The organism is Allobosea sp., assembly GCF_051860145.1.
Classification (GTDB): domain Bacteria; phylum Pseudomonadota; class Alphaproteobacteria; order Rhizobiales; family Beijerinckiaceae; genus Allobosea.
The window spans coordinates 1-26,059 of record NZ_JBHYEM010000034.1 but is presented as its reverse complement, the minus strand read 5'-3'; the positions used below and the strand labels follow the sequence as shown (position 1 = coordinate 26,059).

The 26,059-nt window shown below is 66.9% G+C and carries 25 protein-coding genes, 1 tRNA gene and 1 pseudogene; 11 read left to right on the top strand and 16 right to left on the bottom strand.

Features of this window, described 5'->3' with window-relative positions:
• The 5 genes and pseudogenes from ACTIF2_RS26725 to ACTIF2_RS26705 form a co-directional block, all read right to left on the bottom strand.
• A pseudogene (locus ACTIF2_RS26725) lies at nt 1-193 on the bottom strand (gfo/Idh/MocA family oxidoreductase); the annotation flags it as partial.
• Nucleotides 194-255: 62 nt separating this feature from the next.
• Entirely contained in the window at nt 256-1,227 is a 972-nt protein-coding gene (locus ACTIF2_RS26720) for a substrate-binding domain-containing protein (protein WP_439500180.1), read from the bottom strand.
• A gap of 24 nt (nt 1,228-1,251) precedes the next feature.
• Entirely contained in the window at nt 1,252-2,283 is a 1,032-nt protein-coding gene (locus ACTIF2_RS26715; RefSeq protein WP_439500179.1) for an ABC transporter permease, read from the bottom strand.
• Nucleotides 2,270-3,790, bottom strand: coding sequence for a sugar ABC transporter ATP-binding protein (locus ACTIF2_RS26710; RefSeq protein WP_439500178.1), 1,521 nt, complete (start codon nt 3,788-3,790; stop codon nt 2,270-2,272). The genes ACTIF2_RS26715 and ACTIF2_RS26710 overlap by 14 nt, the downstream gene beginning before the upstream one ends.
• On the bottom strand, nt 3,787-4,950 hold the full coding sequence (locus ACTIF2_RS26705; protein WP_439500177.1) for an ROK family protein: 1,164 nt from the start codon (nt 4,948-4,950) through the stop codon (nt 3,787-3,789). The genes ACTIF2_RS26710 and ACTIF2_RS26705 overlap by 4 nt, the downstream gene beginning before the upstream one ends.
• A gap of 254 nt (nt 4,951-5,204) precedes the next feature.
• On the opposite strand from ACTIF2_RS26705, the gene ACTIF2_RS26700 reads away from it, so the two are divergent.
• The 7 genes from ACTIF2_RS26700 (at nt 5,205) to ACTIF2_RS26670 (ending at nt 11,717) form a co-directional block, all read left to right on the top strand.
• Nucleotides 5,205-6,260, top strand: a complete 1,056-nt coding sequence (locus ACTIF2_RS26700; RefSeq protein ID WP_439500176.1) for a sugar phosphate isomerase/epimerase family protein — start codon at nt 5,205-5,207, stop codon at nt 6,258-6,260.
• 75 nt (nt 6,261-6,335) lie between these two features.
• Nucleotides 6,336-7,322 (top strand): Gfo/Idh/MocA family protein, encoded by a 987-nt coding sequence (locus tag ACTIF2_RS26695; protein ID WP_439500175.1) that lies wholly within the window; start codon nt 6,336-6,338, stop codon nt 7,320-7,322.
• Between the two features lie 147 nt (nt 7,323-7,469).
• On the top strand, nt 7,470-8,681 hold the full coding sequence (locus ACTIF2_RS26690) for a GGDEF domain-containing protein (protein ID WP_439500174.1): 1,212 nt from the start codon (nt 7,470-7,472) through the stop codon (nt 8,679-8,681).
• Between the two features lie 76 nt (nt 8,682-8,757).
• Entirely contained in the window at nt 8,758-9,060 is a 303-nt protein-coding gene (locus ACTIF2_RS26685; RefSeq protein WP_439500173.1) for a hypothetical protein, read from the top strand.
• A gap of 93 nt (nt 9,061-9,153) precedes the next feature.
• Nucleotides 9,154-9,669 carry an ImmA/IrrE family metallo-endopeptidase gene (locus tag ACTIF2_RS26680; RefSeq protein WP_439500172.1) on the top strand — a complete coding sequence of 172 codons (516 nt, stop codon included), beginning with the start codon at nt 9,154-9,156 and terminating at the stop codon, nt 9,667-9,669.
• A gap of 90 nt (nt 9,670-9,759) precedes the next feature.
• A complete protein-coding gene (locus tag ACTIF2_RS26675) occupies nt 9,760-10,008 on the top strand; it encodes a YARHG domain-containing protein (RefSeq protein WP_439500171.1) in 249 nt (82 codons plus the stop codon).
• A 194-nt stretch (nt 10,009-10,202) separates the two neighbouring features.
• Nucleotides 10,203-11,717 (top strand): helicase HerA domain-containing protein, encoded by a 1,515-nt coding sequence (locus ACTIF2_RS26670; protein WP_439500170.1) that lies wholly within the window; start codon nt 10,203-10,205, stop codon nt 11,715-11,717.
• A gap of 9 nt (nt 11,718-11,726) precedes the next feature.
• Here ACTIF2_RS26670 and ACTIF2_RS26665 read toward each other — a convergent pair whose 3' ends face one another.
• On the bottom strand, nt 11,727-12,302 hold the full coding sequence (locus ACTIF2_RS26665) for a TIGR00645 family protein (RefSeq protein WP_439500169.1): 576 nt from the start codon (nt 12,300-12,302) through the stop codon (nt 11,727-11,729).
• A 268-nt stretch (nt 12,303-12,570) separates the two neighbouring features.
• Here ACTIF2_RS26665 and ACTIF2_RS26660 point away from each other — a divergent pair, with 268 nt between their 5' ends.
• Together ACTIF2_RS26660 and xth are read left to right on the top strand one after the other, a co-directional pair.
• Complete coding sequence (locus tag ACTIF2_RS26660) at nt 12,571-13,041, top strand: BA14K family protein (protein ID WP_439500168.1); 471 nt, start codon at nt 12,571-12,573, stop codon at nt 13,039-13,041.
• Between the two features lie 179 nt (nt 13,042-13,220).
• The gene (xth, locus tag ACTIF2_RS26655; RefSeq protein ID WP_439500167.1) at nt 13,221-14,006 is read left to right on the top strand and encodes an exodeoxyribonuclease III; all 786 of its coding nucleotides are present in this window, start codon (nt 13,221-13,223) and stop codon (nt 14,004-14,006) included.
• Nucleotides 14,007-14,030: 24 nt separating this feature from the next.
• On the opposite strand, the gene ACTIF2_RS26650 is transcribed toward xth, so the two are convergent.
• The 6 genes from ACTIF2_RS26650 to dps all read right to left on the bottom strand — a co-directional run bounded on the left by ACTIF2_RS26650 (nt 14,031) and on the right by dps (nt 21,799).
• Nucleotides 14,031-14,396 carry a hypothetical protein gene (locus ACTIF2_RS26650; RefSeq protein ID WP_439500166.1) on the bottom strand — a complete coding sequence of 122 codons (366 nt, stop codon included), beginning with the start codon at nt 14,394-14,396 and terminating at the stop codon, nt 14,031-14,033.
• A gap of 71 nt (nt 14,397-14,467) precedes the next feature.
• Nucleotides 14,468-15,418: a tetratricopeptide repeat protein gene (locus ACTIF2_RS26645; RefSeq protein ID WP_439500165.1), complete on the bottom strand. Its 951-nt coding sequence runs from the start codon at nt 15,416-15,418 to the stop codon at nt 14,468-14,470.
• Entirely contained in the window at nt 15,405-17,135 is a 1,731-nt protein-coding gene (gene ilvD / locus ACTIF2_RS26640) for a dihydroxy-acid dehydratase (RefSeq protein ID WP_439500164.1), read from the bottom strand. Before ilvD ends, ACTIF2_RS26645 begins: the two co-directional genes overlap by 14 nt.
• 361 nt (nt 17,136-17,496) lie before the next feature.
• The gene (locus ACTIF2_RS26635; protein WP_439500163.1) at nt 17,497-18,078 is read right to left on the bottom strand and encodes a YqaA family protein; all 582 of its coding nucleotides are present in this window, start codon (nt 18,076-18,078) and stop codon (nt 17,497-17,499) included.
• Nucleotides 18,079-18,356: 278 nt separating this feature from the next.
• On the bottom strand, nt 18,357-21,176 hold the full coding sequence (locus ACTIF2_RS26630) for a valine--tRNA ligase (protein WP_439500162.1): 2,820 nt from the start codon (nt 21,174-21,176) through the stop codon (nt 18,357-18,359).
• A 143-nt stretch (nt 21,177-21,319) separates the two neighbouring features.
• Nucleotides 21,320-21,799: a DNA starvation/stationary phase protection protein Dps gene (dps, locus tag ACTIF2_RS26625; RefSeq protein ID WP_439500161.1), complete on the bottom strand. Its 480-nt coding sequence runs from the start codon at nt 21,797-21,799 to the stop codon at nt 21,320-21,322.
• Nucleotides 21,800-21,985: 186 nt separating this feature from the next.
• Here dps and ACTIF2_RS26620 point away from each other — a divergent pair, with 186 nt between their 5' ends.
• Nucleotides 21,986-22,471: a pyridoxamine 5'-phosphate oxidase family protein gene (locus ACTIF2_RS26620; RefSeq protein ID WP_439500160.1), complete on the top strand. Its 486-nt coding sequence runs from the start codon at nt 21,986-21,988 to the stop codon at nt 22,469-22,471.
• A 25-nt stretch (nt 22,472-22,496) separates the two neighbouring features.
• Nucleotides 22,497-22,724 (top strand): hypothetical protein, encoded by a 228-nt coding sequence (locus ACTIF2_RS26615; RefSeq protein ID WP_439500159.1) that lies wholly within the window; start codon nt 22,497-22,499, stop codon nt 22,722-22,724.
• Nucleotides 22,725-22,745: 21 nt separating this feature from the next.
• On the opposite strand, the gene ACTIF2_RS26610 is transcribed toward ACTIF2_RS26615, so the two are convergent.
• From ACTIF2_RS26610 to ACTIF2_RS26595, 4 genes are all read right to left on the bottom strand, one after another.
• Entirely contained in the window at nt 22,746-23,351 is a 606-nt protein-coding gene (locus tag ACTIF2_RS26610) for a PopZ family protein (RefSeq protein ID WP_439500158.1), read from the bottom strand.
• Nucleotides 23,352-23,598: 247 nt separating this feature from the next.
• The gene (locus ACTIF2_RS26605) at nt 23,599-24,906 is read right to left on the bottom strand and encodes a TolC family outer membrane protein (RefSeq protein ID WP_439500157.1); all 1,308 of its coding nucleotides are present in this window, start codon (nt 24,904-24,906) and stop codon (nt 23,599-23,601) included.
• A 250-nt stretch (nt 24,907-25,156) separates the two neighbouring features.
• Nucleotides 25,157-25,798 (bottom strand): protein-L-isoaspartate O-methyltransferase family protein, encoded by a 642-nt coding sequence (locus tag ACTIF2_RS26600; protein WP_439500156.1) that lies wholly within the window; start codon nt 25,796-25,798, stop codon nt 25,157-25,159.
• Nucleotides 25,799-25,984: 186 nt separating this feature from the next.
• Nucleotides 25,985-26,059 (bottom strand) — tRNA-Asn (locus ACTIF2_RS26595).

Here is a 26,059-nt window from a genome sequence, read left to right as displayed (position 1 = left end):
GATTGCGCGCGTCGGGCAGGCCGAGCGCGCGCCCGGACGCGATGGCGCGCTCGGGTGTCGAGGACAGGGCGCCGGCCGCAAGCTCGGCCATGCCGTCGAGCGCGATCGCATGGCGGTGCACCGCGCCGATGAAGGCGTCGCGGCCGCCACCGACCATCGCGTAGCGCAGCTTGCGCGGGAATTCCTCGCTCATATCCGGTCCATGATCAAAGGCGCGGCCGCCGGGGCGGCCGCGCGGAACAACAGGCAACCGGCTCAGAACGGCGAGTCGGGGTGGTAGAAGTCCTTGGCGTTGCTCTTGTCGATCAGCACCGAGGGGATGATCGTCGTCGCTGGCAGCTTCTCGCCCTTCAATCGCGCCTCGGCGGTCAGCTGGATCGCCTCGTAGATGAACTTGGGCGAGTAGCTGACATTGGCCTCGATCCGCGGATCCTTGCCGTCCATCAGCGTCTTGACCATGTCCTTGGCGCCGGCGCCGCCGAAGACGATCTTGATGTCCTTGCGGCCGGCCTGCTCGATCGCGCGCAGCGCGCCGACCATCATGTCGTCATCCGCCGCCCAGAGCGCGTCGATCTCCTTGAAGCGGGTCAGGAAGTCCTGGGTGACCTTGAAGGCGTCGTCGCGGTTCCAGTTGGCGTATTTGGCGTCGAGCAGCTTGATGTCGGGATGGTTCTTCAGCACACCGGCGAAGGCATCCATGCGCTCGTTGTCGAGCGTGGTCGGGATGCCGCGCAGCGCCACGACATTGCCCTTGCCGCCGAGCTTCTTGGCGATGTACTCGGCCGGAACCTTGCCGAAGGCGGTGTTGTCGCCGGCGACATAGGCGTCCTGGGCGCTGGTATCGGTCAGGCCGCGATCGACCACCGTCACATAGGCGCCCTTGGCCTTCACATTCGCGACCGGCCGCGTCAGCGCCGCCGATTCGAAGGGGAAGACGACGAGCGCGTTGATCTTGTTGACCGTGCTCAGATCCTGAAGCTGGTTCGCCTGCTCGGTCGCATTGGCGGCCGTGCGGATCGTGATCTTCAGGTCCTTGTGCTTGGCTTCCAGGTCCTTCTTGGCCTGGTTCGCCCAGTAGTTGATGCCGCCCATGAAGCTGTGGGTGGCAGCCGGGATCGAGACGCCGAGATTGACCGGCTCGGCCGCGACGAGGCCGGAGCCTGCGAAGGTGAAGGCCGCGGCGGCGACGGCCGATTTCAGAATGTGACGCCTGTTCTTCAGTGACATCGTTTCCTCTCCTCTTTCAGGCGCTTAGCGGCGCCCCTTCTGCAAAAACGCGACGGTGATGATGACGAAGCCCTGCACGGCGGCGTTCAGATAGACGCTGATGATGCTCGTCAGGTTGAGGATGTTGCTGATCACCGAGAGCAGGATCGCGCCGATGACCGTGCCGGCGATGCTGCCCGCGCCGCCCTTCAGCGCCGCGCCGCCGACGATCACCGAGGCGATCGCCTCGAGCTCCCAGAGCAGCCCCGTCGTCGGCGAGGCCGAGCCGAGCCGCGGCACATAGAGCAGGGTCGCGATGCCGACGCAGATGCCGAGCAGCATATAGGTCAGGATCTTGATGCGATCGACGTCGACCGCGGCATAGCGCGCGACGGCCTCGCTCGAGCCGATCGCCTGGACATAACGTCCATAGGCGGTCTTGTTCAGGATCAGCCCGCCGACGAGCGCGACCAAGAGGAAGATCCAGACCGGCACGGGCACGCCGAGGACGACGCCGTAATAGACCGGCGCGTAGAGGTCGGCGAGATCGTTGGCCAGCGTCAGCGCGCCTCCATCGGCGAAATAGGTCAGGTAGGCGCGGAAGATGCCGAGCGTGCCGAGCGTCACGATGAAGGGCTCGATCCGCCCCTTAGCGATCAGGAGCCCGTGGATCAGCCCGAAACAGGCGCCGAGCAGCACCGCGAGCGCCGCGCCAAGCACAACCGCCAGCAAGGGCGAAGCCAGCGCCGGCCCGGCCCAGTTCATGAACATGATGACGCAGCCGGCGATCAAGGCGGCCATCGAGCCGACCGAGAGGTCGATGCCGCCCGAGATGATCACGAAGCACATGCCGACGGCGATGATGCCGATAAAGGCCGTGCGGGTCAGGACGTTCAGCAGATTGTCCGTGGTGGCGAAATCGCTGTTGAGCAGCGTTCCGGCGATGCAGAGCGCAATGAGGCCGAGGACCGGCCCGACGCTTCCGAGCCGCTCGGTGAAGGACTGTTTCGCCTCGGCGCGCCAGGCTCCGGTCCCTGCCGCATCGGCGGCGGCGATCTCTGTCTCAGGCTGCGACATGCCGCGTCCCCGTGGCGTAAGCGATCATGATTTCTTCCGTGAGTTCCTCTCCCGTCAGCGTCGCGGCGATCCGGCCGGCGCGCATGACGGCGACGCGATGGGCGAGGCCGATCAGTTCGACCAGCTCCGAGGAGATGACGATCACCGCCAGCCCCTGCTCGGCCAGCCGGTGGATCAGGTGATAGATCTCGCGCTTGGCGCCGACATCGACGCCCCGCGTCGGCTCGTCGAGGACGAGCACCTTCGGCTCCGGATGCAGCACCTTGGCCAGCGCCAGCTTCTGCTGGTTACCGCCCGACAGGCTCGACGCCTTGACCGAGAGCGAGCCGGCGCGGATGCCGAAGGCGTCCACGGCGCGCTCCAGCGCCTGCCTTTCCGCCGAGGGATCGAGCCATGGCTTCGCATAGCGGCCGAGCGCCATCAGCGTCAGGTTCGGGCGGAGCGTGAAGTCGACATGCAGGCCCTTGCCCTTGCGGTCCTCGCTCAAATAGGTGAGCCCATGCTCGGCTGCCTCGCGCGGCGAGCGGGGCTTCACCCCCCGCCCCTGCAATTCGATCTCGCCGCTCGATGGGCGCAGGCCCAGAATGCCCTCGAACAGCTCGGTGCGCCCGGCGCCGACCAGCCCGGCGAAGCCGAGGATCTCGCCCGGCCGCACCTCGAATTCGACCTCCTGCGCCCAGCCCGGAACGCTGAAATTCCGCACGCGCAGCGCCGGCGCACGGCTCTCGTCCACCGTGGAGCGCGGCGGGAACTGGTCGGCGATCTCGCGGCCAACCATCATCGTCGCCATGGTGTGGCGCGTGATCTCGGCTGTCGGCGAGCGGCCGACGAAGCGCCCGTCCCGCATCACGATCACCTCGTCGGTGATCCGCTCGACCTCGTCGAGCTTGTGCGAGATGTAGATCACGGTGACGCCCTCAGCCCGCATCCGCGTGATCAGCGCGAAGAGCCGCGCGACCTCGGACGGCGTCAATGTCGCAGTCGGCTCGTCCATGATCAGCAGCCGCGCCTTGCGCGATACCGCCTTGGCGATCTCGACGAGCTGCTTCTCGGCGACGATCAGCCGGCGCACCGGCGTCGCCGGATCGATCTCGAGCCCGACCTGCCGCAGAGCCGCCGTCGCGCCTTCGCGCATCGCCACCTCGTCGAGGAACCAGCCCTTCATCGGCTCATGACCGAGGAAGATGTTGCCGGCGACGGTCAGGTCCTCGGCCAGGTTGAACTCCTGGTGGATCAGGACGATGCCGCGCGCCTCGGCCTCGCGCGAGGAGCCGAAGGCGACCTGCTCGCCATCGACCGTCACGCTGCCACCGCTCGCGGCCTCGTAGCCCGCGAGGATCTTCATCAGCGTCGACTTGCCGGCCCCGTTCTCGCCGAGCAGGCCGTAGATGCGGCCGGGCTCGAGCGCGAAGCTGACGCCGTGCAGCACCTCGACCGGTCCGAAGCTCTTGACGACGCCCTCGAAGGCGACGGCGACGCCGGCCTGGTCATTCGCAACCCGCGTCATGATGCGATGCTCCCGTTGCGAAGGGCCTCGCGCATCGCGAGCACGCCAGCGCCGATCAGCCCGGCCTCGCCGCCGAGCGGTCCGTAGGTGACCTCGAGATGGCGCGTCGAGAGCGCGAGCGAGCGCTGGTTCACGCTTTGCCTGATCGCCGCCAGGAACATCGGGCCAATCGCGGAGACACCACCGCCGATGAAGACATGCGAGGGATTGTAGAAATTGACGAGCGCGGCCAGCACCTGGCCGATCAGTTGCCCTGCCCGCCGGACGACCGCGTCGGCGGCTTCGTCGCCGGCCCGGCTCGCCGCCCCGACATCGATCGCCTCCAGCTGACCTTTGGCCTTCAGCATCTCCGCGAGCCAGGGACTGCGGCCGGTCTCGGCCGCCTCCTGCGCCATCGCGACGATGGCGGGGGCCGCGGCCATCGCCTCGACACAGCCCTTGTTGCCGCAGCGGCAGAGCGGCCCATCCGGATCGACGCAGATATGACCAATATCGCCGGCCGAGCCCGTCGCCCCGCGATAGAGCTCGCCATGGCAGACGATCCCGCAGCCGATGCCGGTGCCGATCTTGATGACGAGGAAGTCCTCGATCTGGCGATGCTGGCGCCAGAGCGTGCCGAGCGCCATCAGGTTCACGTCATTGTCGATGAAGACGGGAGCCGGCGTGACCTCGCGCATGTCGTCGCGGATCGAAAAGCTGTCCCAACCCGGCATGAGCGGCGGGTTGACGAGTTGGCCGACCGCGAAATTCACCGGCCCCGGCACGCCGATGCCGACCGATAGCACGGCTTCCGGCGCGATGCCGTGCTCGGCCAGCATCATTGGCATCAGCGAGCGCAGCCTGGACATGATCGGGCCAGGACCGCCCTGCACGTCGGCTGCCTGCGAATGGCGCGCGATGATCGTCAGGTCGGGCCGCAGCAGGGCAAGGTCGAGGCTGGTCGCGCCGATATCGACGCCGAACAGGACGCCGAGGCCGGCATTGACGCGCAGCGTCTCGGGGCGTCGCCCACCCGTCGAGTGCTGCAGGCCGGCCTCGTCGAGCAGACCCTGTTCGAGCAACCCGGCCGCGAGCGTGTTGGTCTTGCTGCGCGAGAACTGGAGCGTGTCGGCCAGCGCATGGCGCGCGCAGCCGCCCGACCAGAAGGTCGCTTCGAGCACCGCGAGCTCGCTCGGGCTCAGGCGTTGCCACGGCAGCGCGATATCCGCCTCCTGCTCGTTTCCTCGGCGGACCTTGCCGGCCGCTCTGCCCCGAAGGCTAGGCGAAGCCGCCGACCGCGCTCAAGACCGAACTTCGGCCTGATATAGGCCAAAGTGCGGGTTAAGCGCGAGCATGATGATGCCCTCCGGGGACTGGACGAGCCGATCGCCCCTGGGGCAACCTCCGCCCGCCGCAACCGAAGAAAGCAGAGCCTATGCCAGCGACCATGAAGGGTCCCGCGATTTTCCTGGCCCAGTTCGCCGGCGATTCCGCGCCTTTCTCCTCCTGGCCCGAGATCACACGCTGGGCTGCCGGGCTGGGTTATCGCGGTGTGCAGCTCCCGTCCTGGGATGCGCGCTTCTTCGATCTCGCCAGGGCAGCGGAGTCGCAGGATTATTGCGACGAGATTGCCGGGGTCGCGCAGGAGAACGGCGTCGTCATCACCGAATTGTCGACGCATCTCCAGGGGCAGCTCGTCGCCACCCATCCCGCCTATGACGCGGCCTTCGACGCCTTCGCCCCAGCCGCCGTGCACGGCAAACCGGCCGAGCGGCAGGCCTGGGCGGTCGAGCAGATGCGCCACGCCGCCAAAGCCTCACGGCGGCTCGGGCTGAACGGCTCGGTCAGCTTCACCGGCGCGCTCGCCTGGCCCTTCGTCTATCCCTGGCCGCAACGCCCGCCGGGGCTCGCGGAAGAGGCTTTCACGGAGCTCGCGCGCCGCTGGCGCCCGATCCTCGACGCTTACGATGCAGAGGGCGTGGATGTCGGCTTCGAGCTGCATCCGGGCGAGGACGTGTTCGACGGCGCGACCTTCGAGCAGTTCCTGGCGCGACTCGACAATCATCCGCGCTGCCGGATCAACTATGATCCGTCGCATTTCCTGCTGCAGCAGCTCGATTATCTCGCCTTCATCGACATCTATCACGAGCGGATCAGCGCCTTTCACGTCAAGGATGCCGAGTTCCGCCCCAATGGACGCCAGGGCGTCTATTCGGGCTACGCGCCCTGGATCGACCGCGCCGGCCGCTTCCGCTCGCTCGGGGACGGCCAGGTCGAGTTCAAGGCGGTCTTTTCCAAGCTCGCCCAATACGGCTTCGACGGCTGGGCAGTGCTCGAATGGGAATGCGCGCTGAAGCACCCGGAGGACGGCGCGCGCGAAGGCGCGGCCTTCATCGCCGAGCACATCATCAGGGTCACCGAAACCGCCTTCGACGATTTCGCCGGCGGCGGCGATCCAGGATTGGCGCGGCGAATGCTTGGGCTCGCCTGAACCGGAACCCAATCTCCCATCCTCCGTACAAGCTGCTAAAGCGGCGCGTCTGAAGCCTCTTACGTGGATTCCCTCATGTCGCATAACAGTCTTTCGATCGGCATCATCGGTGCCGGCATCATGGGCGAGCGCATGCTGCGCGCGGTTCTCGACCAGCCGCCGGGATTGCTGCGGGTCAGCGGCATCTGGGATCCGGCGGAAGAGGCGATGGCGCGCCTCGCCTCCGCCTTGCCCGACATCCCTCGCCTGTCCGACGCGGCCGCGTTGATCGCGGCGAGCGACTGCGTCTATATCGCCTCGCCGCCAGCCTCGCATCTCGCCCATGCTCGCGCCGCGCTCTCAGCCGGCAGAAGCGTCTTCTGCGAGAAGCCGCTGGCGGTCGATGTCGCCGACGCGCGCGCCTTCGTCGCGGAGGCCGCAGACAGGGGCGCGGTCAACTTCCCGTTCGCCTCCTCGCCCGCCGTCACCACCCTGTCCGAGTGGATCGCGCAGGGTGAGATCGGCTCCGTGCAGCGCGCCAGTATCGAAGTCGCATTCAAGACCTGGCCGCGCCCCTGGCAGGCCGATGCCGCAGGCTGGCTCGACAGGCCGGCCCAGGGCGGCTTTACCCGCGAGGTCGTCTCGCATTTCCTGTTCCTGAGTCGCCGGCTGGTCGGCGCGCTCCATGGGTTGGACGCGAGTGCCGAATTCCCCGAAACGGGCCGCTCGGAACGCCGGGTCGCGGCGCGGCTTCTCACCGGCGATGTGCCGCTCGCGCTCACGGGCGGCGTCGGCACGACGACGAAGGACGACCACAACATCTGGACGCTGGAAGGCGACCAGGGCGCGGTCCGGCTCTGCGACTGGTCGATCGCCGAGCGTCGGCTGCCTGACGGGAGCTGGCAGCGCGCGCCCGACGCCCTGCCGCAGGAGCAGGCGCGACCCCTCGCCCTCAAGCGCCAGCTCGAAGGCGTCGCCCGCCTGACCCGCGGCGAGCCGCATCATCTCGCGACGCTCTCCGAGGCGCTGAACGTCCAGGAGATCGTCGAAGCCGTTCTCGCGAGCGGGCAGCGGAGCGCCTGAACCGGCCTCGCGGAAGCGCCTGATTGCGGCGCATTCTCCCGGCCACGGCAAGGCTTCCGAAACCCTCGCGGCATCGGGCCGGTTGCACTTGCGCCGCGCAGGTGCCCTTCAAACGGAGTGTTAGTCACTTCGCGACACGGTTTGACCGTGAATGCGTTCGAACAGGCCATAGCTTCAGCTCGCGCCGCGCCGGCGCCGCCGACCCGGGACAGCCCCTATGCCGGGCAGCGGGCGCGCGACTTCAAGCGCCTGCGTTTCGAGCCCGGGCTGGAGGACGAATATCGCCGCCATATGCGCATCGAGCAGCGGACGAGCACGCTGGTCTGCGCGGTCACGGCGCTCGCGATCTGGCTCGCCTTCATCGGACTTGACCTGACGCGGCTCGACCTGCGGGCGGAGTTCGCCGCGCGCAACTACGACGCCCTGCTCGCAGCAGCTCTGCGCTGGAGTACGCTCGTCCTTCTGCTGGCGCTGGTTTCGGTGCTGGCTGGCAAGCGCCTGCCGCGCGGCTATAACCGGCTGACCTTCGTCGTTCTCGTCCTGATCGGGGCCACCAGCTCGATCAGCGCCAATGTCTTCAAGCTCCGCGACCTCGCCCAGGCCGATCTAGCGGAGTTCGTGATCATCATGGCGGTCTTCCTGCCGGTCGGACTGACCTTCTACCAGAGCGTCGCCGCCGCGGCTTTGATCGCTGTGCTGAATGCCGTGCTCGGCTTCGCCATGCTCGGGCCGAGCCACATGCATGAGCATGTCCGCCTCTCGATCCTGCTGTTCTTCGCGGTCTTCGTCGGTGCGGTCGGCGCCTATCTGCGGGAATATGCGCAGCGCGATCATTTCCTGCTGCGGCGCATGCTCCACAACCACGCCATGTTCGACGCGCTGACCGGTATCGGCAACCGGCGCTTCTTCGAGGAGCATGCCGCGACGGCGCTTCTCCAGAGCCGACGAGACCGCATCGGCCTCGTCTTCGCGATCCTCGATGTCGATCACTTCAAGAAATACAACGACCACTATGGGCATCAGGCCGGCGACCTGGCGCTGCGCACCATCGCGCGCACGCTCCAGGGCCAGATGCGCCGGCCGATGGACATGGCCGCGCGCCTCGGCGGCGAGGAATTCGGCCTGATCCTCTACGGCATCGAGCCACAGCGGGCTCGCGGCGTGTTCGATGCGATCGTCCAGGCCATAGCTGCGCTCGAGATCACGCATGTCATGTCGGACACCGCCCCCCACCTGACCGTCAGCGTCGGCGCCGCGCATTTCGACGGCGTCGAGACGCTGGAACAGCTCTACCGGCGCGCCGACATGCTGCTTTACGAGAGCAAGGCCGCAGGCCGGAATCGGGCCTCGTTCGGCTAGCGCCGTCGCACGGAAAGGTGGAACTTTTCGCGCCCGTTTGCGTTCTCCGCGCGGGCGATCCCACGGAGGTTACGCCATGCTCACCGCGGCCCTTCTTTCCCTGTCCATCTCCACAGGTCTTGTCCTGCCAGTCTCCGACAATCCGCCCCGCTTCGACATCGCGAGTTCGTGCCGCCATGTCGGGGAGAGCGGCATGGGCGTCGGGCGCACGGCCGATGCCTGCCGCGACGACGAGCGCAAGGCGCAGGCCACCTTGCAGCAGCAATGGCGCCGCTACCCGGCGGCGAGCCGCGGCACCTGTGTCGAGGGCGCCCGGCTCGGTGGTCCTCCGAGCTATGTCCAGGTCCTCACCTGCCTGGAAATGGCCGCGCGCAAGTGACGCGCGCACGTAAAATGGCGCCATTGCCCGCGGCGCATTGAGCAATGCCCGCTACCGCGCTAGGCTCCTCCCGCTCCGTCACGGGAGGCTGCCATGAAGCCTGCATTCCTGACCGACGCCCAAATCGATGCGCGCGCCTTGGCGCATCGTCGCGAACTCGGCTTTCGCGACGATCAGGGCATCGATTTCATCACGCTGATGACCAAGCTGAAGCGGCGTTATCCGAACTTCGCTTATGAGCGCGTTCCCGATAGCCAGCTCGGCGAGGCTGAGGCGCAATGGGACTCGCAGACCAAACGCCTGCTGGTCCCCGAAGCGGTCTATGCCGCCGCCAATCGCGGCGAAGGCCGGGCGCTGATGACGGTGGCGCATGAGGTCGGCCATGCGTTGCTCGGCCACGAGGGCGCGCTGCATCGCGCGCCTGCCGGTAATCGCACTGAGCGCCTCTCACCCCGCGTCCGCGCGATGGAATACCAGGCGAGGCGCTACGCCGCCGCCTTCCTGATCCCCGATATCGAGCCCGTCCGTCATTTGAGCGCCGGCGAGATGAGCGAGCATTACGGCGTCAGCATGAGCGCCGCGATGCTGCGCAAGAGCGAGTTGAGGTAGCAGCGCTTGCTCCTTCGGCCAGTTCCGCTCAATCTCGCTTCAGGGCGCTGAAATCGAAGGCGAACCATGTTGCGCAACGGACTGACGGCAATGACTTTATTGGTTCTGGCGGGAGCACCCGGCCCAGCCCTCGCGCAGAGCTGCGACGACCTGTGGGTCGCCCGCAACGAAATCTACAAGGCGCAGGGCTACTGTTTCCGCACGCAGCGCGGCATCGCCGCGTTCGGCAATGCCGGCTGTCAATACGACAATGCCGAGGATCTGCCGCTCTCGAACAGCCAGCGCCGCACCATTGCCGACATCCAGCGCGAGGAGCGCGCCCGCCGCTGTCCACGCTGAAGCCCTGTCTTCCATCCGATAGCTGTGGAAGGCTGACGCTCGCGCACCGGCCGGCGATTCGCCGTGGTAAGAGCTGTCGGAAAGCTCAGCCCTCATCCCGAGGAGACATCCTTCGAGACGCGATCTTCGATCGCTCCTCAGGATGAGGGCTCGACTTTCGACAGGTTGCGATCGAGGAGCGGCAAGGCCAGAGCATGACGACGGGCATCGACATGGGCTCGACGAGGGACGGGCAACCCGGCCTGCTCGATCTCGCCGAGCTGCTGGCGACGCGTCTTCTGGTCCAGGGTAATTCCGGCTCCGGCAAGTCGCATCTGCTGCGCCGCCTGCTCGAGCAAAGCGCGCCGCTGGTGCAGCAGGCCGTGATCGATCCCGAAGGCGATTTCGTCTCGCTGGCCGAGCAGTTCGGCCATGTCGTCGTCGATGCCGCCTGCGGCGATGCCGAGCTCCAGCGTATCGCGCTGCGCGTCCGCCAGCACCGCGTCTCTGTCGTGCTCAATCTCGAGAATCTCGATGCCGACGAGCAATTGCGTGCCGCCGCCGCCTTCCTCGGCGGGCTCTTCGACGTCGAGCGCAGCATGTGGTTCCCGATGCTGGTCGTGGTCGACGAGGCGCAGCTCTTCGCGCCCGTGATGGCGGGCGAGGCCTCCGACGAGGCCCGCCGCCTTTCGCTCGGGGCGATGACCAACCTGATGTGCCGGGGCCGCAAGCGCGGGCTCGCCGGCGTCATCGCCACGCAGCGCCTCGCCAAGCTCGCCAAGAACGTCGCGGCCGAGGCCTCGAACTTCCTGATGGGGCGCACCTTTCTCGACATCGACATGCAGCGCGCCGCCGATCTGCTCGGCATGGAGCGGCGCCAGGCCGAGATGTTCCGCGATCTCGAGCGCGGCCAGTTCGTCGCGCTGGGCCCGGCCCTGTCGAAGCGCCCGCTGCCCTTGCGCATCGGCACCGTCTCCTCGGTCGACCGCGGCGGCGCGCCCGGCCTGATGCCCCTGCCCGAACAGGCGCCGGAGGATGCGAGCAAGCTGATCTTCGAGGCCGGCGCCAACGAGCCCGCGCCGACCGCCTGGACCGCAAGACCGGCGCCGCGTCCGCGGCCGCCCGCCAATGACGTGCTGCGCCAGATCGAGAACTACCGCCCCGCCCCCGTTCCCGAGCCGGAACCCGAGATCCCGATGGAGCCGGAGGAGCGCGAGGCGATCATGGCCGAGATCCTGCGCGACCTGATGGGCGATCCGGAGACCCGCACGCGCCAGGTCGCGGTGCTCTACCAGGATTTCACGGTGCGCTGCCGCATGCGCCGGGTCGCCCAGGCCTCGCTCAGCCTCGACGAGTTCCGCCGCCGGCTCGCCATCGCCCGCGCCGGCGCGAATGACGAGGTGGCGGGCTCCGACGCCTGGCAGGCCGCGCTCACCGCGGCGGCGACGCTGCCGGACGACCTGCAGAGCCTGTTCCTGTTCATCGCGCGGACCGCGATCGAGCAGGCGCCCTGCCCAACCGATGCCGAGCTGGCCGAGGTCTATGGCAGTCATTCGCCGAGCCGGGCACGCCGGCTGCTCGGCTATATCGAGGAGCGCGGGCTCCTGGTCTGCCATGTCGATTTCCGCGGCCAGCGCACGCTGGCGCTGCCGACGATCGGCATCGAGACCGCGCCCGGGCTCGCCCAGCCCCGCAGCACCAAGGGGCTGCCGCGGGGCCTCAGGGCCTGAGGACGCCGGTCAGTGGCCCTTGCCGGCGGTCGCCACCGTCATCTTGTCGACCCAGGCGATGCCGATGGCCGAGAAGATGAAGACGACATGGATGATCGTCTGCAGGATCACGCCGGTCTCGGTGTAGTTCGTGACACGGCCGGTATTGCCGATATTGCCGGCCTCGATGAAGGTCCTGAGCAGATGGATCGACGAGATGCCGATGATCGCCATCGCCAGCTTGATCTTCAGGATGCTCGCATTGACGTGGCTCAGCCATTCCGGCTGGTCGGGGTGTCCCTGCAATTTCAGCCGCGAGACGAAGGTCTCGTAGCCGCCGACGATGACCATGATCAGCAGGTTCGAGATCATCACCACGTCGATCAGCCCGAGCACGACGAGCATGATCTGCTGCTCGCCGAACTCGGTCGCATGGGTGACGAGGTGCCAGAGTTCCTTCAGGAACAGGAAGACATAGACGCACTGCGCCACGATGAGGCCGAGATAGAGCGGTACCTGCAGCCAGCGGGAGCCGAAGATGATCATCGGCAGCGGCTTCATCGCCTCGGCGGGTGTGAGCGTCGGGGTTTCGCCTGGATGCGACATGGATGGTTTCCGGGTCCGGTGCTGGAGGTCGTGCTGCAAAGCAACATCGTGCTGCCGCTAGATGGTGCGGAAGCGGGCGGGAGACAAGCGCAAATTCTGCGGCGGACAGCTTACTGAAACGGCAAAGTGTGGCGATAGCCTGCCGCAAGATGAAAAATCGTCCATCTTTGCGCGCAGGCCTTTCATCACGGGGCCTCACGCTATAAATTGGCTGGAATTGGAGGAACACCCGCGTTCCTCTCACGTTGGAGAGGAAAGGAGTTTCGTCATGATCAAGACCTTGACCATCGCCGCCGCCCTGGCCGGAAGCGTGATCCTCGCTGCCCCGGCAAGCGCGGCGCCGCTCAGCGCGACCGCTGGTTCGACGGCGGCTCTCGCCGGGGCTGGCCAGGATCTCATCCAGAGCGTGCAGTATCGCCGATATGGTGGCTATCGCGGCGGCCCGCGCTACGGCTATCGCGGCGGCGGCTACGGCTATCGTGGCGGTTATGGCTACCGGGGCGGCTACTACCGTGGCGGCCGCGGTGCGGCCGTCGGCGCCGGCATTGCCGCTGGCGTGCTCGGCGGCGCTCTGGCTGCCGGCGCGCTCGCCGCGCCGCCGGTCTATGCGGCCCCTGCCCCGGTCTATGTCTCTCCGGATGCCGATGCGGTCGCCTATTGCTCGCGCCGCTTCCGTTCCTATGATCCGGAGACCGGCACCTATATCGCGACGGGCGGCGTGGTTCGCGCCTGCCCCTGAGGCCCCTCGCGGGACAGATTGAAGAGCCTCCCCGTGGCGACACGGGGAGGTTTTTTGTTGTTTCCGGCTTCCCCGCAGCGCTGCTGACGCGCAATGGCAAGACCGCCGCCCGTGCAGGCTTGCCACCACCCCGTCCATGACGCTTATTCTCAGCCTGCCCTGACTCGGAGCCTGAACCGTTGCGCATCGCCACCTGGAACGTCAATTCGGTCCGCCAGCGGCTTGGCCATCTGCTCGATTTCCTGAAGGAAGCCGAGCCGGACGCGCTTTGCCTGCAGGAGCTGAAATGCCTCGACGGCGATTTTCCGCGCAACGAGGTCGAGGAGGCGGGCTGGCAGGTCGAGACCCATGGCCAGAAGGGTTTTAACGGCGTCGCGATCCTCAGCCGCGCCAAGCTGGAGGATGTCCGCCGCGGCCTGCCCGGCGACGAGACCGACGAGCAGGCGCGCTATCTGGAAGGCGTCCTGCCCTATGCCGGCGGCGTCGTCCGCATCGCCTCGATCTATTTGCCCAACGGCAATCCGCCCAATACCGAGAAATACCCTTACAAGCTCGGCTGGATGCGCCGGCTGACGGCCCATGCGCAGACGCTCCTCGCCCATGAGGAGCCGCTCGTGCTCGCCGGCGACTACAATGTCATTCCCGAGCCGCGCGACGCACGCGATCCGGCCGCCTGGATCGACGATGCGCTGTTCCTGCCGCCGACGCGCTCGGCCTTTCGCGACCTGATCAATCTCGGATTGACCGAGGCCTTGCGGGCAACGACCGATTCGCCGGGCCTCTACACGTTCTGGGACTACCAGGCCGGCGCCTGGCAGCGGAACAACGGGATCCGGATCGACCATCTCCTGCTGTCGCCGCAGGCGGCCGACAGGCTGAACGGCGTCAGCATCAGCAAGCATGTCCGGGACTGGGAGAAGCCCTCGGACCACGTGCCGGTGATGATCGAGCTGAAAGCGGCCTGACGCTCGCTGGCGATTCGCCGCCTCTCAATCGGCCGACCCCCGCTTCACGCCATTCTTGAGGAACACCCGGAAGGGCGTGGTGCCAGAGGCGCTGCCGTCGATCGAGCGCCATTTGCCGTTGGCGCAAAGCGTTCCGCCCTGGACCTCGACCGCCTCGAAGACGATCGTATTGCGGTAGACGGCGCCATTCGGGTCGATCGCGCGGAAATTCGTGGTGCATTTGCCGCCAGCGACGACCGGATCGTAGTCATGGATCATGATGCCGCCGCCGCCCGTGCTCGCGAACGGATCCGTCAGCGGCGCCCAGGTTTCGTAATTCTCCTGCGCGGCGGCAGGAATGGGCGAAGCCAGCAGCGCCAGCACCGCGATGGAATTTCTGATGATCGACATGGACTCGGCCTCCTCGGGGTGATCCGAGGACTACGCCGACCCGGCAGCGACGGATGCGCCGGCCCGCCGTCTCAGCGCTGGCGGGTTGTCCCCTGCTGCCGTTCGACCAGCACCGTCGCCGCGCTGCGATCGCCCGCGGAGGCCGAGGAGAACGCCGCGTCGTAACGCTCCAGGATCCAGGCCTCCCGGGTCGGGTCGGCGGCCTCGCGGGCCAGCGAGAGCCACATCAGGCCTTGCGAGACCTGGCGCGGCACGCCGTCGCTGCCGCGCACCAGCATGTCGCCGAAGACGGCGCGCGCCGGGACATGGCCCTTTTCGGCGGCAAGCTTCATCCAGCGCGCCGCCTGGCGCTGGTCGCGCCGCGTGCCCTGGCCGTTCATGTAGAGCCGCGCGAGGTTGTACTGGCCGTCCGGATCGCCGAAATAGGAGGCGGCGTAGTGGAACATGTCGAAGGCGCGGTCGGCATTGGGCTTCACATAGCTGCCCTTGATGCCGTCCATGAAGTAGCCGCCGAGAGCGACGAAAGCGCTGCCGACGATGCGGCCATCGGCCGTGCCCGGAATCGCGTCGGCATTCTCATCCGCAATCTTGGAGAAATACTCGAAGGCCTTGAGATCGTTCGTCGGAACGCCCTCTCCGCCGGCATACATGCGGCCCAGCTTGAACTGCGCGGTGAGATGGCCCTGCGCCGCGGCATATTCGAGCGCGCGCACGGCCCCGGCCTGATCGCCGGCCGTTGTATCGCGCATCCAGGCCTTGAGCGCGTCGCGCGCGCTGGTGAAGGGCACGAGCGGCAGCGCCGTATGCGCGGCCGGCGCGTTCGGAGCGGGCGCCAGGGCACGGCCGCCGGCCAGCGGCGGCGAGCCCGGGACCACCGCCTCCGGCTCCGGCAGCGCAATGCCCGGAATCGGCCGCGGCGGAATCGGCGGCTCGCGCCCGGCAACGGTATCCTGCGCCCAGGCTGTCTGATGGCAGCCCAGGATCAGGAACATTCCGGCGATGATGGCGTCAGATATCCGCATAGCAATGGGTTTCGGCCGCCCCTCCCGGGTGCGTCACGGCTCCGCCTTTGGCCGAGCCGACGGTCTGGGCGTATTTCCATAGCGCGCCCGAATTGTAGTCGGTCTTGCGCGGGCTCCAGGCCTTACGACGCTCCTCAAGTTCGGCATCAGAAAGGCGGACTGCGAGCTTTCCTGTGATCGCGTCGAGCTCGATGATGTCGCCGTCACGGATCAGCCCGATCGGCCCTCCGACAGCCGCTTCCGGGCCGACATGGCCGACGCAGAAGCCGCGTGTGGCGCCGGAGAATCGACCGTCGGTGATCAGCGCGACCTTGTCGCCCACGCCCTGGCCATAGAGCGCAGCCGTGGTCGATAGCATTTCGCGCATGCCGGGGCCGCCCTTGGGGCCCTCATAGCGAATGACCAGCACGTCGCCGACCTGGTATTCGCGCTTGCTGACGCAAGCGAACGCGTCTTCCTCGCAGTCGAAGCAACGCGCCGGGCCGGTGAAGACCAGTTGCTCGGGCGTCATGCCCGCGATCTTCACGATCGCGCCCTCGGGCGCCAGATTGCCCTCCAGGCCGACGACGCCGCCATTGTCGGAGAGCGGCTTGTTGGCGGGCCGGATCACGTCCTGCTCGTCGTTCCATTTCACCGAGGCGAGGTTCTCCGCGATGGTGCGGCCGGTGACCGTCATGCAGTCGCCGTGCAGATAGCCGTGGTCGAGCAGCGTCTTCATCAGCAGCGGGATGCCGCCGACCTCGAACATGTCCTTGGCGACGTATTTTCCGCCCGGCTTAAGGTCGGCGATATAGGGCGTCTTCTTGAAGATCTCGGCGACGGCGAAGAGATCGAAATCGATGCCGCATTCATGCGCGATCGCCGGCAGATGCAGCGCGCCATTGGTCGAGCCGCCCGAGGCGGCGACGACCATCGCGGCATTCTCGAGCGCCTTGCGGGTGACGATATCGCGCGGGCGGATGTTCTTCGCGATCAGCTCCATCACCATCTCGCCGGCGGTGTAGCAGAAGGTGTCGCGGACATCGTAGGGCGCCGGCGCCCCGCAGCTGTAGGGCAGCGCCAGGCCGATCGCCTCGGCGACGGTCGCCATGGTGTTGGCGGTGAACTGGGCGCCGCAGGAGCCCGAGGACGGACAGGCCACCTCCTCCAGCTCCTTCAGGTCCTCGTCGGACATGGCGCCGACCGAATGCTTGCCGACCGCCTCGAACACGTCCTGGACGGTGACCGGCTTGCCCTTGAAATTGCCGGGCAGGATCGAGCCGCCATAGATGAAGATCGACGGCACGTTGAGGCGCACCATCGCCATCATCATGCCGGGCAGCGACTTGTCGCAGCCTGCAAGGCCGACGAGCGCGTCATAGCAATGGCCGCGCATGGTCAGCTCGACCGAGTCGGCGATCACCTCGCGCGAGGCCAGCGACGACTTCATGCCCTGGTGGCCCATGGCGATGCCGTCGGTCACGGTGATGGTGCAGAACTCGCGCGGCGTGCCGGCGGCCGAGGCGACGCCCTTCTTCACGGCCTGAGCCTGGCGCATCAGCGCGATGTTGCAGGGCGCCGCCTCGTTCCAGCAGGACGCCACGCCCACGAAGGGCTGCGCGATCTGCTTCGAGGTCATCCCCATCGCATAATAGTAGGAACGATGCGGAGCACGCGCCGGCCCGACGCTCACATGCCGGCTGGGGAGTTTCGACTTATCGAAAACGCGCGCGTCCATCACATACTTTCCCCGTCCCGCCCTGCGCTTACGGCCCGCGGCAGATGTGCCACGCAGCCCGCGCCGGACGCAACGTTTACGCTTCGGAAGGGCACAGCCGAACCTTGCGTTCCGGCCGACCGGTCCGAACTTTAAATCATCTAAATCTCAGTAACTTATCGCCTGCCTTTGCTGGGGATGCTTTGTGGCGGCTTCGCGGCAGGTCGGACGTCGGCGGGCAAGGCCAGCGCGATGCCCGTCGAACGTTGCAGTAATGTCACAATTTCACGGACGCAAAGAGGTTGCGTTAACCCCGACGCCACTGCCCGAGGCCGTGGCGCCCTATCGAAACGGGCGGCTCGATCAGGGCCGCCGCGGCGGCTCAGAGCACCATCGGCAGCACGAAGAAGCCGCCGACGACCGCGACCACGAGGAGCGCCGCGCTCAGCGGCAGGTGCTTCTCGATGAAGATCCGGATGTCGTCGCCGTAGAAGCGCAGCGCCAGCGCGATCATCGCGAAAAAGGTGACGCGCGAGACCACCATGCCGACCGTGAACTTCCAGATGTCGAAATGCAGGAAGCCGGACATGATCGTGACGATCTTGAACGGGATCGGGGTCAGCCCCTTGGTCACCAGCACCCAGAACCAGAAATCCTGGGAGGTCGCGATCAGCTGGGCGGCCTTGTCCTGCAGACCATAGATGCCGATCAGCCAGGAGCCGACGGAATCATAGAGCAGCGCGCCGATCGCATAGCCGAGATAGCCGCCCGTCACCGCTCCGAGCGAACAGATGCCGGCATAGAACCAGGCCCGGTCCGGACGCGCGATGCACATCGGCAGCAGCAGCGGGATCGGGGGCAGCGGGCTGACCGAGCTCTCGACGAAGGTCAGCGCGAAAAGCAGCCAGGGTGCCGCCGGGTGGGACGCGTAGGATACGCACCAATCATAAGCTCGCTTGAGCATGCGTCGGAACTGTCGCTTCGTGCTGTGGATCGGATTGCGCATGGCAGGCTTGCGCCCAGCGCGCATCTAATCGCGTTCTCGTGAATATGCCAGAGCTCTCTTACATCAAGGTCAATTTGGCGACGGTTTCATGACGGGTTCTTGGCGAAGGGCCGCGGCGTTTCGTCCGCGCAGGGCTTGTCGTCCTGCGTCCTTCCGGACGCAACGAAGACGATCAGGCTCTTGTTTCGGCACCGGATCTTGCCGAAAGCCGGTTTCCACCTTCCGGTTCGATGCTCTTAGGACAGCCGCGCCAGCGCCTCGCCGATCTTGAGCTTGCGCGCCTCGGCCTGCGCCTTGCGCTCGCGGTTCTCCTCGACGACCTCCTCGGGCGCGCGCGCCACGAAGTCCGGATTGCCGAGCTTGCGCTCGACGGCGAGGATGTCCTGGTCGAGCTTGGCGAGCTCCTTGGCCAGGCGCGCCCGCTCGGCGTCGAGATCGATGATCCCGGCCAGCGGCAGCGCCGCGACCTCGCCGCGCACGATGACCTGCGCCGATTGCGGCGGAGCGACATCGGCGAAGACGATCTCGGAAACGCGAGCCAGCCGCTCGATCATCGGCGCCCACGCCTCGATCGCAGCCTTCGTCGCCGCGCTCGCCTTGACCAGCACCAGCGGCGCCTGGGCGCCGGCCGGGACATTGGTCTCCGAGCGCACCGAGCGGATGTCGGAGATCAGGTCGACGACGAAACCGATCTCGGCTTCCGCCGCCTCGTCCTTGAGCGCCGAGAGATCGGGCCAGCGCGTCAGGCAGACCAGCGCGGCATCGCCCCTGGCAAGCTTGCGGGGAGCACCCTCGCCCGCCTTCACCGCCCAGAGCTCTTCGGTCAGGAAGGGCATGAAGGGATGCAGAAGCTGGCACATCAGGTCGATGACATGCGCGACCGTCGCCTGCGTCTCCGCCCGCTCCGCAGCGGCGACGCCCTCGCCCTGCAGCACGGGCTTGGCGAGCTCGAGATACCAGTCGCAGAACTGGTTCCAGACGAAGCGATAGGCGCTGCCCGCGGCCTCGTTGAACTTGAAGGTGGTGACGCCGGCCGCGATCTCCTCAGTGGCGCGCGCCGCTTCGCTCAGGATCCAGCGATTGAGCGGCTGCTCGACCGCGGCCGGATCAAAACCTTCGGCACGCGCGCAGCCGTTCATCTCGGCGAAGCGCGCCGCGTTCCAGATCTTGGTCGCGAAATTGCGGTAGCCCTCGACACGCGCGGTCGCGAGCTTGATGTCGCGCCCCTGCGCCGCCATCGCCGCGAAGGTGAAGCGCAACGCATCCGCGCCATAGGTGTCGATGAGCACGAGCGGGTCGATGACGTTGCCCTTCGACTTCGACATCTTCGCGCCCTTCTCGTCGCGAACCATCGCGTGGAGATAGACGTCGCGGAACGGCACCTCGTCCATGAAGTTGAGGCCCATCATCATCATCCGGGCGACCCAGAAGAAGATGATGTCGAAGCCGGTGACCAGCGTCGCGGTCGGGTAATAGCGCTTGAGTTCCGCGGTCTCCTCGGGCCAGCCCAAGGTCGAGAACGGCCAGAGCGCCGATGAGAACCAGGTGTCGAGCACGTCGTCGTCGCGGGTCAGGGTGACCGGCCCGCCATAATGGCCAAGCGCAAGCGCCTGCGCGCCCGCTTCCGACTCGGCGACGAAGCATTCGCCGTCCGGCCCATACCAGGCCGGAATCTGGTGGCCCCACCAGAGCTGGCGCGAAACGCACCAGGGCTCGATGTTCTCGAGCCAGTCATTATAGGTCTTGGTCCAGCTTTCCGGCGTGATCCTGGTCTTGCCGTCCTTGACCGCCCTGAGCGCGCGCTGCGCCAGCGGCTGGACGTCGACATACCATTGATCGGTCAGCCAGGGCTCGATCACGACGTCGGAGCGGTCGCCATGCGGCACCGTATGCGTGTTCGGCTCGACCTTGCGCAGCAGCCCGCGCGCCGCCATCAGCCCGACCACCGCCTTGCGCGCGGCGAAGCGGTCGAGCCCGTCGAGCGCCAGCGTCTCGGCTTCCGGCGCAGCGCCTTCCAGGAAGTCGGCATTGTCCTGAATCAGGATGCGCGCTTCGCCGTTCAGGATATTGACGACCCTGAGGGAATTGCGCTTGCCGACGTCGAAGTCGTTGAAGTCGTGCGCCGGGGTGATCTTGACCGCGCCGGTGCCCTTCTCCGGATCGGCATAGTCGTCGCCGAAGATCGGGATGACGCGGCCGACCAGCGGCAGCACCGCGTTCCTGCCGATCAGCTCCTTGAGCTTGTCGTTTTCCGGATGCACCGCGACGCCGGTGTCGCCCAGCATCGTCTCCGGCCGGGTCGTCGCGACGGTGATGTAGGTCGAGGCGTCCTCCGGATCGTAGGCGACGCCCTCGATCGGATAGTCGAAATAATAGAGATGGCCGTTGGGGTCCCTGGCGAGCGCCTTCTCCAGCTTGGCGGCGTCGAACGCCTCCTCGCCGTCGCGCTGCCATTTGAACGAGCCGGTCTTCTCGAGCTGGAGCACCTCGATGTCGGAGATCGCGGTCTGGAACTTCGGATCCCAGTTCACCAGCCGCTTGGCGCGGTAGATCAGCCCCTGCCTATGCAGGCTGACGAAGACCTTGAGCACCGCGGCCGAGAGCCCCTCGTCCATGGTGAAGCGCTCGCGCGACCAGTCGCAGGAGGCGCCGAGGCGCTTGAGCTGGTTGACGATCGTGCCACCCGACTCCTCCTTCCACTTCCAGACCTCGGCCAGGAAAGCCTCGCGGCCCATCGTCCGCCGGTCGGTCTTGTTCTCGCTCGCGAGCTTGCGCTCGACCACCATTTGCGTCGCGATGCCGGCATGGTCCGTGCCCGGCTGCCAGAGCACGTCCTTGCCGCGCATCCGCTCGAAGCGGCAGAGCAGGTCCTGCAGCGTGTTGTTGAGCGCGTGGCCCATATGCAGCGAGCCGGTGACGTTCGGCGGCGGGATGACGATGCAATAGGGCTCCGCGCCCGGCTGCGCACCGCGCCCGGCCTTGAAGGCGTCCGCCGCCTCCCAGGCTGCGCTGACGCGCGCCTCGACAGTGGCGGGCTCGAATGTCTTGTCCATCATCGCTTCGCTCGAACGCAAAATGGCCGGGGAAAGCCCCGGCCGAAATTCCAGGCCAAAAGGTCGTGAACCTTAAGACCCCATGCGCGGGCTCCACGTCAACGGCTTCGACGCCATTTACGGGCCTGCGCGGCCTGCGGACGGCCTCAGGCGGCGTTCGATTCGAGGAACCAGAGCGCCTTGTCGAGCATGCGCGAATAGGCGGTCAGGATATCGGCCGTGTCGGCGTCTCCTGCCTCGTCGGATTTGTCGATCGCCTCGCGCACGGAATTCGCCGTCGCGGCATAGCGATCGATCAGCGCGGCGAGATGGTCCTTCACCGCGACGATATCGGTCGGATAGGGCTTCAGCCCCGTGCCTGAGGCTACGACCTGGCTCGTCCCGAGCGCGGTTCCGCCGAGCTGGGCGACACGCTCCGCCACCGTGTCGACATGGATGTCGAGATCCTTGCGGAACCCATCGAGCATCAGGTGGATGCCGATGAAGCCGGGGCCCTTCAGGTTCCAGTGCGCCTGCTTGGTGACCAGGGCGAGGTCGATCCCGTCGGCCAGGCGATCATTGAGCAGGGAGATGACCTGCGTTTTCGTGTTGGACTTGAGCGCGATGCGGCTGGCCGGCTTTTTCATGATCTGTCCTCGCTTGGGGCGGCGCCAAGGGCGGCGGCCTGCGACACTATTTACTCCTGGGGGCGCCGCGCGTTCCCTCGCGCGCCCGGGACCCGGCGCGGGATCTGGCGACGGTCCGAAAACCCGCGGCGGACGGAACACCTGCGGTCGCGGTCGGTTGAGTGGGAGAAACCAGGAGATTTCCCCATGACCCACCATACCGACCAGGACCGCGCCTGGAGCATGATCGAGGAGATCGGCATCTGCATGCTGGTCACTCATGACGGCAGCGGCGACCAGCTGCGCGCCCGTCCGATGAGCGCGCATGCGGCACGAGACGAGGACGCGATCTATTTCCTGACCGATATCCGCAACCACAAGGACGACGAGGTCGAGATCAACGACAATGTCTGCCTGACCTTCGCCGAGAACGACGACTATCGCTATGTCTCCGTGACCGGCACCGCAAACATGCTCGACGACCGGCGCAAGATCGACGAGCTCTGGTCGACGGCGGCAAAAGCTTTCTGGGAAAGCAAGGACGACCCGAATATCCGCGTGCTGCGCGTTCGCCCCGCCATGGCCGAGTTCTGGGACAATCCGGGCAAGATCGTCACCACCGTCAAGATGGCGGCGGCGGCCGTGACCGGTTCCAAGCCCAATCTGGGCGAGAACCGCAAGCTGATCCTTTGAACCGCCTTTGCTCCGGAGCGACCCGATGAAGCTTCTCGTTCATGCCCTCGGCGCCTGGGTCGCGGTCGAATCCGCCTCCGGACGCTTCTCCCGCCCCGTGGCGGTCGGCCTCGCCATGCTGGTCTCGCGCCTGGGCGCGCCGACAGTGGCGCTGACGCTCGCCGGGCTCGCGATCAAGCGGCTCGATGAGGAAGGCGCCTTCGATGAGCTGAAAACCGCGCTGCGCGACCGGAACGCCCGGTTGCTGCGCTGAACGATGCCCGGCGGCCGAGGCTCAGTTCCGGCCGCCGCGGGCGACCCGTTCGATCTCGGCGCGGACGAGCCGCTCGACCATCGTCGGGAGGTTGTCGTCGAGCCAGGTCTTCAGCATCGGCTTGAGCATGTCCTTGACCAGGTCCTCGAGCGTGCGGGCATTGTTGCTCAGGACGGTGTGAGCCAGCGCGCCGAAGGCGCTGGTCACCGCGGAGCCGGCCTGATCCGAGATCAGCGCGGTCATGTCCAGCGGCAGCTGCTGTGGCGGCGGAGCCGGCGCGAAGGGCGGGGGCGCAAAGCTCTGCAGCAGCTCCGGCTCCGGTGCGGGCGTCACCGGTTCAGGCTCGGGGGTCTCCAGGAACTCGACATCGAGGCCGGCCTGCTCGGGCTCGGCCGGTTGCGGGGCCTCGGGCTCGGGCGCGACGAGATTCGCTTCGGCGCCGAGGTCGAGCACGTCGTCGTCGACCGCCTCGGGTTCGGCAGCGGGGGCAGGTTCGGGCTCGGGCTGCACGACCGGCGCGGGCGCGCTGGCCTCCGCGGGCTTGACCTCGTCATCCGCGATGATCCGGCGGATGGAGGCGAGAATCTCCTCCATCGACGGTTCGTTGGGCTTCGGTTGCGCGCTCATGCTGGGTCCGACCACTCGACTCCGGGCGCGCGGATCGAATCAAACGCAGCCCCGAGTTGAGTATTCCACGCAAAGACCGGCAAGCAAGGCGGCTTCCATTCAGCCCACAGGAGAAATCCCGGTTGTTGCCGGAATGTCTCCTATCGGGGGAGAGCGGGGTTCGCGCCCCGGCTGGTCCCAAGGCGGCGAAAGCGCAGCGCCTTTGACGACGCGGCGGAGCGAATCGTCGCTCCGCCGTCGCGATAACTCAGCGGCCGTCCGGCGTCTGGGTGCCCCAGAGCAGGCCCTTGACCTGGTCGTAATGCTTGCGCGAGTCGTAGACCGCCGTCTTGAGCTTCAGCGTTTCGGCCGAGAGCTTGCCGATCGCCGACAGGACCGAATAGGACGCGACCACACGGTCGCGCTGCGCCGTCACCAGGGTGGAACGGGCAATCACCAGTTCCTGCTGGGCGTTGAGCACATCGAGCGTGGTGCGCTGGCCGACCTTGGCTTCCTCACGGACGCCAGCTAGCGCGGTCTCCGCGGCCTGGACCTGGGCCTGCGCGGCGACGATCTGAGCCTTCGCCGCCTCGAGCCCGCCCCAGGCCGAGACCACCGCGGCGCGGACTGTATCGCGCGACGTATCGACCTCGATGCGGCGCTGGCCGGCGGTTTCCTTGGCCTGACGGGTCCGCGAATAGATCTGCCCACCCTCGTAGATCGGAATCGTCAGGGTCGCGACGGCGCTGGCCGAGAACCGGTTGTCGCCAAAGAGCTGGTTGTCATAGCGCTGCTGGACGAGGCCACGGACGCCGACGGTCGGATAGAGGTCGGATTCGGTCACCTTCACCTGCAGCTCCGCGGCATCGACGCCATGGAGTGAGGCGATGATGGCCGGATGTCCGGCCAGTGCCGAGTTGAGCGCGACCGGCAGCGATTTCGGCAGCAGGTTCTCGATCGGCCGGCCCGGAGCGAGCTGCTTCGGCTCGGCCCCGACATTCTGGCGATAGCGCGCGATGCTGGTCTTGAGGTTCGATTCGGCCAGGATGGCCTGCGACTGCGCCTGCGACAGGCGCGCCTCGGCCTGGGCGACGTCGGTGCGGGTCACTTCTCCGACCTGAAATCGGTCCCGCGTCTGACGCAGCTGCTCCTCCAGAACCTCGACGTTGTTGCGGTTGAGATTGAGGATCGCGGTGTCGCGCAGCACGTTCATGTAAGAGGTGGCGGCGTCGAGCAGCACGTTCTGCTCGGTGTTGCGCAAGGTGGCGCGCGCGCCCAGCACCTGCGATTCGGCCTGGCTGACGGTGCTGCGGGTCTTGCCGCTGTCGAAGATGTTCTGGTCGATCTGGACGCCGGCGCCGCGCGGCGCCAAGCGCGACGTGCTGTTTCCCACGCCGGGCAGGTTGGAATCGACGATGCTGGCGCCGATATCGGCCGACGCGGTGATCCGCGGACGGTAGCCGGAGAGCGCCTGCGGCACGTTCTCGTTGGTGGCACGCACCGAGGCGCGCTGGGCATTGAGTGTCGGGTTGGCGGAGTAGGCACGCGCCAGCGCCGCATCCATAGTTTGCGCCACGGCCGAATCGGCCTGGCTTGCGGCCAGAACGCTCGTCAGAACCGCCAAAAGACCGTATCGGGCCTTCGTCTTGAAGTCTTTTTCTCTCACGTGGACGCCTCTTGTGCGGACTGGTGTCACGCCCAGGCATCGCCCCAGCCTCGGCATACTTGCAACAACTCATAACCGGAGCGGCCCGCCACGCCAATGTCGTGACGCGCCAAACTGCTGTTTCCCTGCCGCAGTGCCGCAAAAATGCGACACCGCCGGCTCAGAAAACGAAGCTCGGTACCCGGCGAAATTCCTCCAGAATCGGCGCCGCCGCATCGAAAACCGGCCGCGCCGACATCGCATGCTCGGTTTTCTGGTAAAGTTTGACCCGTGCCGCCCGGCCCTGCCCCTCGATTGCGATCAGCCGGCCGCCATTGCGCACCAGCGCGAAAAGACTGTCCGGCGCCGTCTCGCACGCGCCACTGACCAGAATCGCATCGAAATCGGACGGTTCGGGAGGCGTCGCGCTGAGCGTGACATTCGCGATGCCGGCGCGTTCGAACGCTGCGCGCGCCAGGGCAAGCGCAGCGGCGTCCGGCTCCCATAGCGTAGTGGAAGCGCCCATCCCGGCCATCAGCGCCGCGCCGTAGCCGCTCGCACCGCCATATTCGAGCACCCGCTCGCCCGGCTCGATATCGAGAACCTGGATCATGCGCGCGATCACCATCGGCGCCATCAGAGCGCGCCCGGTGCCCGGCAACGCGACGGGCTGGTCGAGATAGGCGAGATGGGACAGATCAGTAGGAACGAAGGCCTCACGGGGCACCCGGTCGGCGGCGGCGAGAACCGCGCGGTCGGTCACGTCATAGGTGCGCAGCTGGCAATCGACCATCATCCGGCGCAGCTCGGCGAAGCTGTCCATATCCTCAATCTCCGTCTGCAGGGCGGATGCTCCGCCCGCGTCAGCTTTTGTTCGAGGCCGCGTCAAAAGGCAAGATGGCGAGGCAAGACGGCGAGCGCGAACGGCGTCGCCGAAACCATGCGGAGCAGATCCTTGGGGTAGGGTCTTTGGGGGGAAGCTAGACCGCAATGCAGTGCTTGCGGAAACTGGCTCCCGGAGCAGGATTCGAACCTGCGACCAATCGATTAACAGTCGATTGCTCTACCGCTGAGCTATCCGGGA

Bases quoted from the DNA above. Each gene is read 5' to 3' on its own strand.
- ACTIF2_RS26720 (WP_439500180.1), bottom strand. From the start codon at position 1,227: ATGTCACTGAAGAACAGGCGTCACATTCTGAAATCGGCCGTCGCCGCC.
- ACTIF2_RS26715 (WP_439500179.1), bottom strand. From the start codon at position 2,283: ATGTCGCAGCCTGAGACAGAGATCGCCGCCGCCGATGCGGCAGGGACC.
- ACTIF2_RS26710 (WP_439500178.1), bottom strand. From the start codon at position 3,790: ATGACGCGGGTTGCGAATGACCAGGCCGGCGTCGCCGTCGCCTTCGAG.
- ACTIF2_RS26700 (WP_439500176.1), top strand. From the start codon at position 5,205: ATGCCAGCGACCATGAAGGGTCCCGCGATTTTCCTGGCCCAGTTCGCC.
- ACTIF2_RS26695 (WP_439500175.1), top strand. From the start codon at position 6,336: ATGTCGCATAACAGTCTTTCGATCGGCATCATCGGTGCCGGCATCATG.
- ACTIF2_RS26685 (WP_439500173.1), top strand. From the start codon at position 8,758: ATGCTCACCGCGGCCCTTCTTTCCCTGTCCATCTCCACAGGTCTTGTC.
- ACTIF2_RS26680 (WP_439500172.1), top strand. From the start codon at position 9,154: ATGAAGCCTGCATTCCTGACCGACGCCCAAATCGATGCGCGCGCCTTG.
- ACTIF2_RS26675 (WP_439500171.1), top strand. From the start codon at position 9,760: ATGACTTTATTGGTTCTGGCGGGAGCACCCGGCCCAGCCCTCGCGCAG.
- ACTIF2_RS26670 (WP_439500170.1), top strand. From the start codon at position 10,203: ATGACGACGGGCATCGACATGGGCTCGACGAGGGACGGGCAACCCGGC.
- ACTIF2_RS26665 (WP_439500169.1), bottom strand. From the start codon at position 12,302: ATGTCGCATCCAGGCGAAACCCCGACGCTCACACCCGCCGAGGCGATG.
- ACTIF2_RS26660 (WP_439500168.1), top strand. From the start codon at position 12,571: ATGATCAAGACCTTGACCATCGCCGCCGCCCTGGCCGGAAGCGTGATC.
- ACTIF2_RS26650 (WP_439500166.1), bottom strand. From the start codon at position 14,396: ATGTCGATCATCAGAAATTCCATCGCGGTGCTGGCGCTGCTGGCTTCG.
- ACTIF2_RS26645 (WP_439500165.1), bottom strand. From the start codon at position 15,418: ATGCGGATATCTGACGCCATCATCGCCGGAATGTTCCTGATCCTGGGC.
- ilvD (WP_439500164.1), bottom strand. From the start codon at position 17,135: ATGGACGCGCGCGTTTTCGATAAGTCGAAACTCCCCAGCCGGCATGTG.
- ACTIF2_RS26635 (WP_439500163.1), bottom strand. From the start codon at position 18,078: ATGCTCAAGCGAGCTTATGATTGGTGCGTATCCTACGCGTCCCACCCG.
- ACTIF2_RS26630 (WP_439500162.1), bottom strand. From the start codon at position 21,176: ATGATGGACAAGACATTCGAGCCCGCCACTGTCGAGGCGCGCGTCAGC.
- dps (WP_439500161.1), bottom strand. From the start codon at position 21,799: ATGAAAAAGCCGGCCAGCCGCATCGCGCTCAAGTCCAACACGAAAACG.
- ACTIF2_RS26620 (WP_439500160.1), top strand. From the start codon at position 21,986: ATGACCCACCATACCGACCAGGACCGCGCCTGGAGCATGATCGAGGAG.
- ACTIF2_RS26615 (WP_439500159.1), top strand. From the start codon at position 22,497: ATGAAGCTTCTCGTTCATGCCCTCGGCGCCTGGGTCGCGGTCGAATCC.
- ACTIF2_RS26610 (WP_439500158.1), bottom strand. From the start codon at position 23,351: ATGAGCGCGCAACCGAAGCCCAACGAACCGTCGATGGAGGAGATTCTC.
- ACTIF2_RS26600 (WP_439500156.1), bottom strand. From the start codon at position 25,798: ATGGACAGCTTCGCCGAGCTGCGCCGGATGATGGTCGATTGCCAGCTG.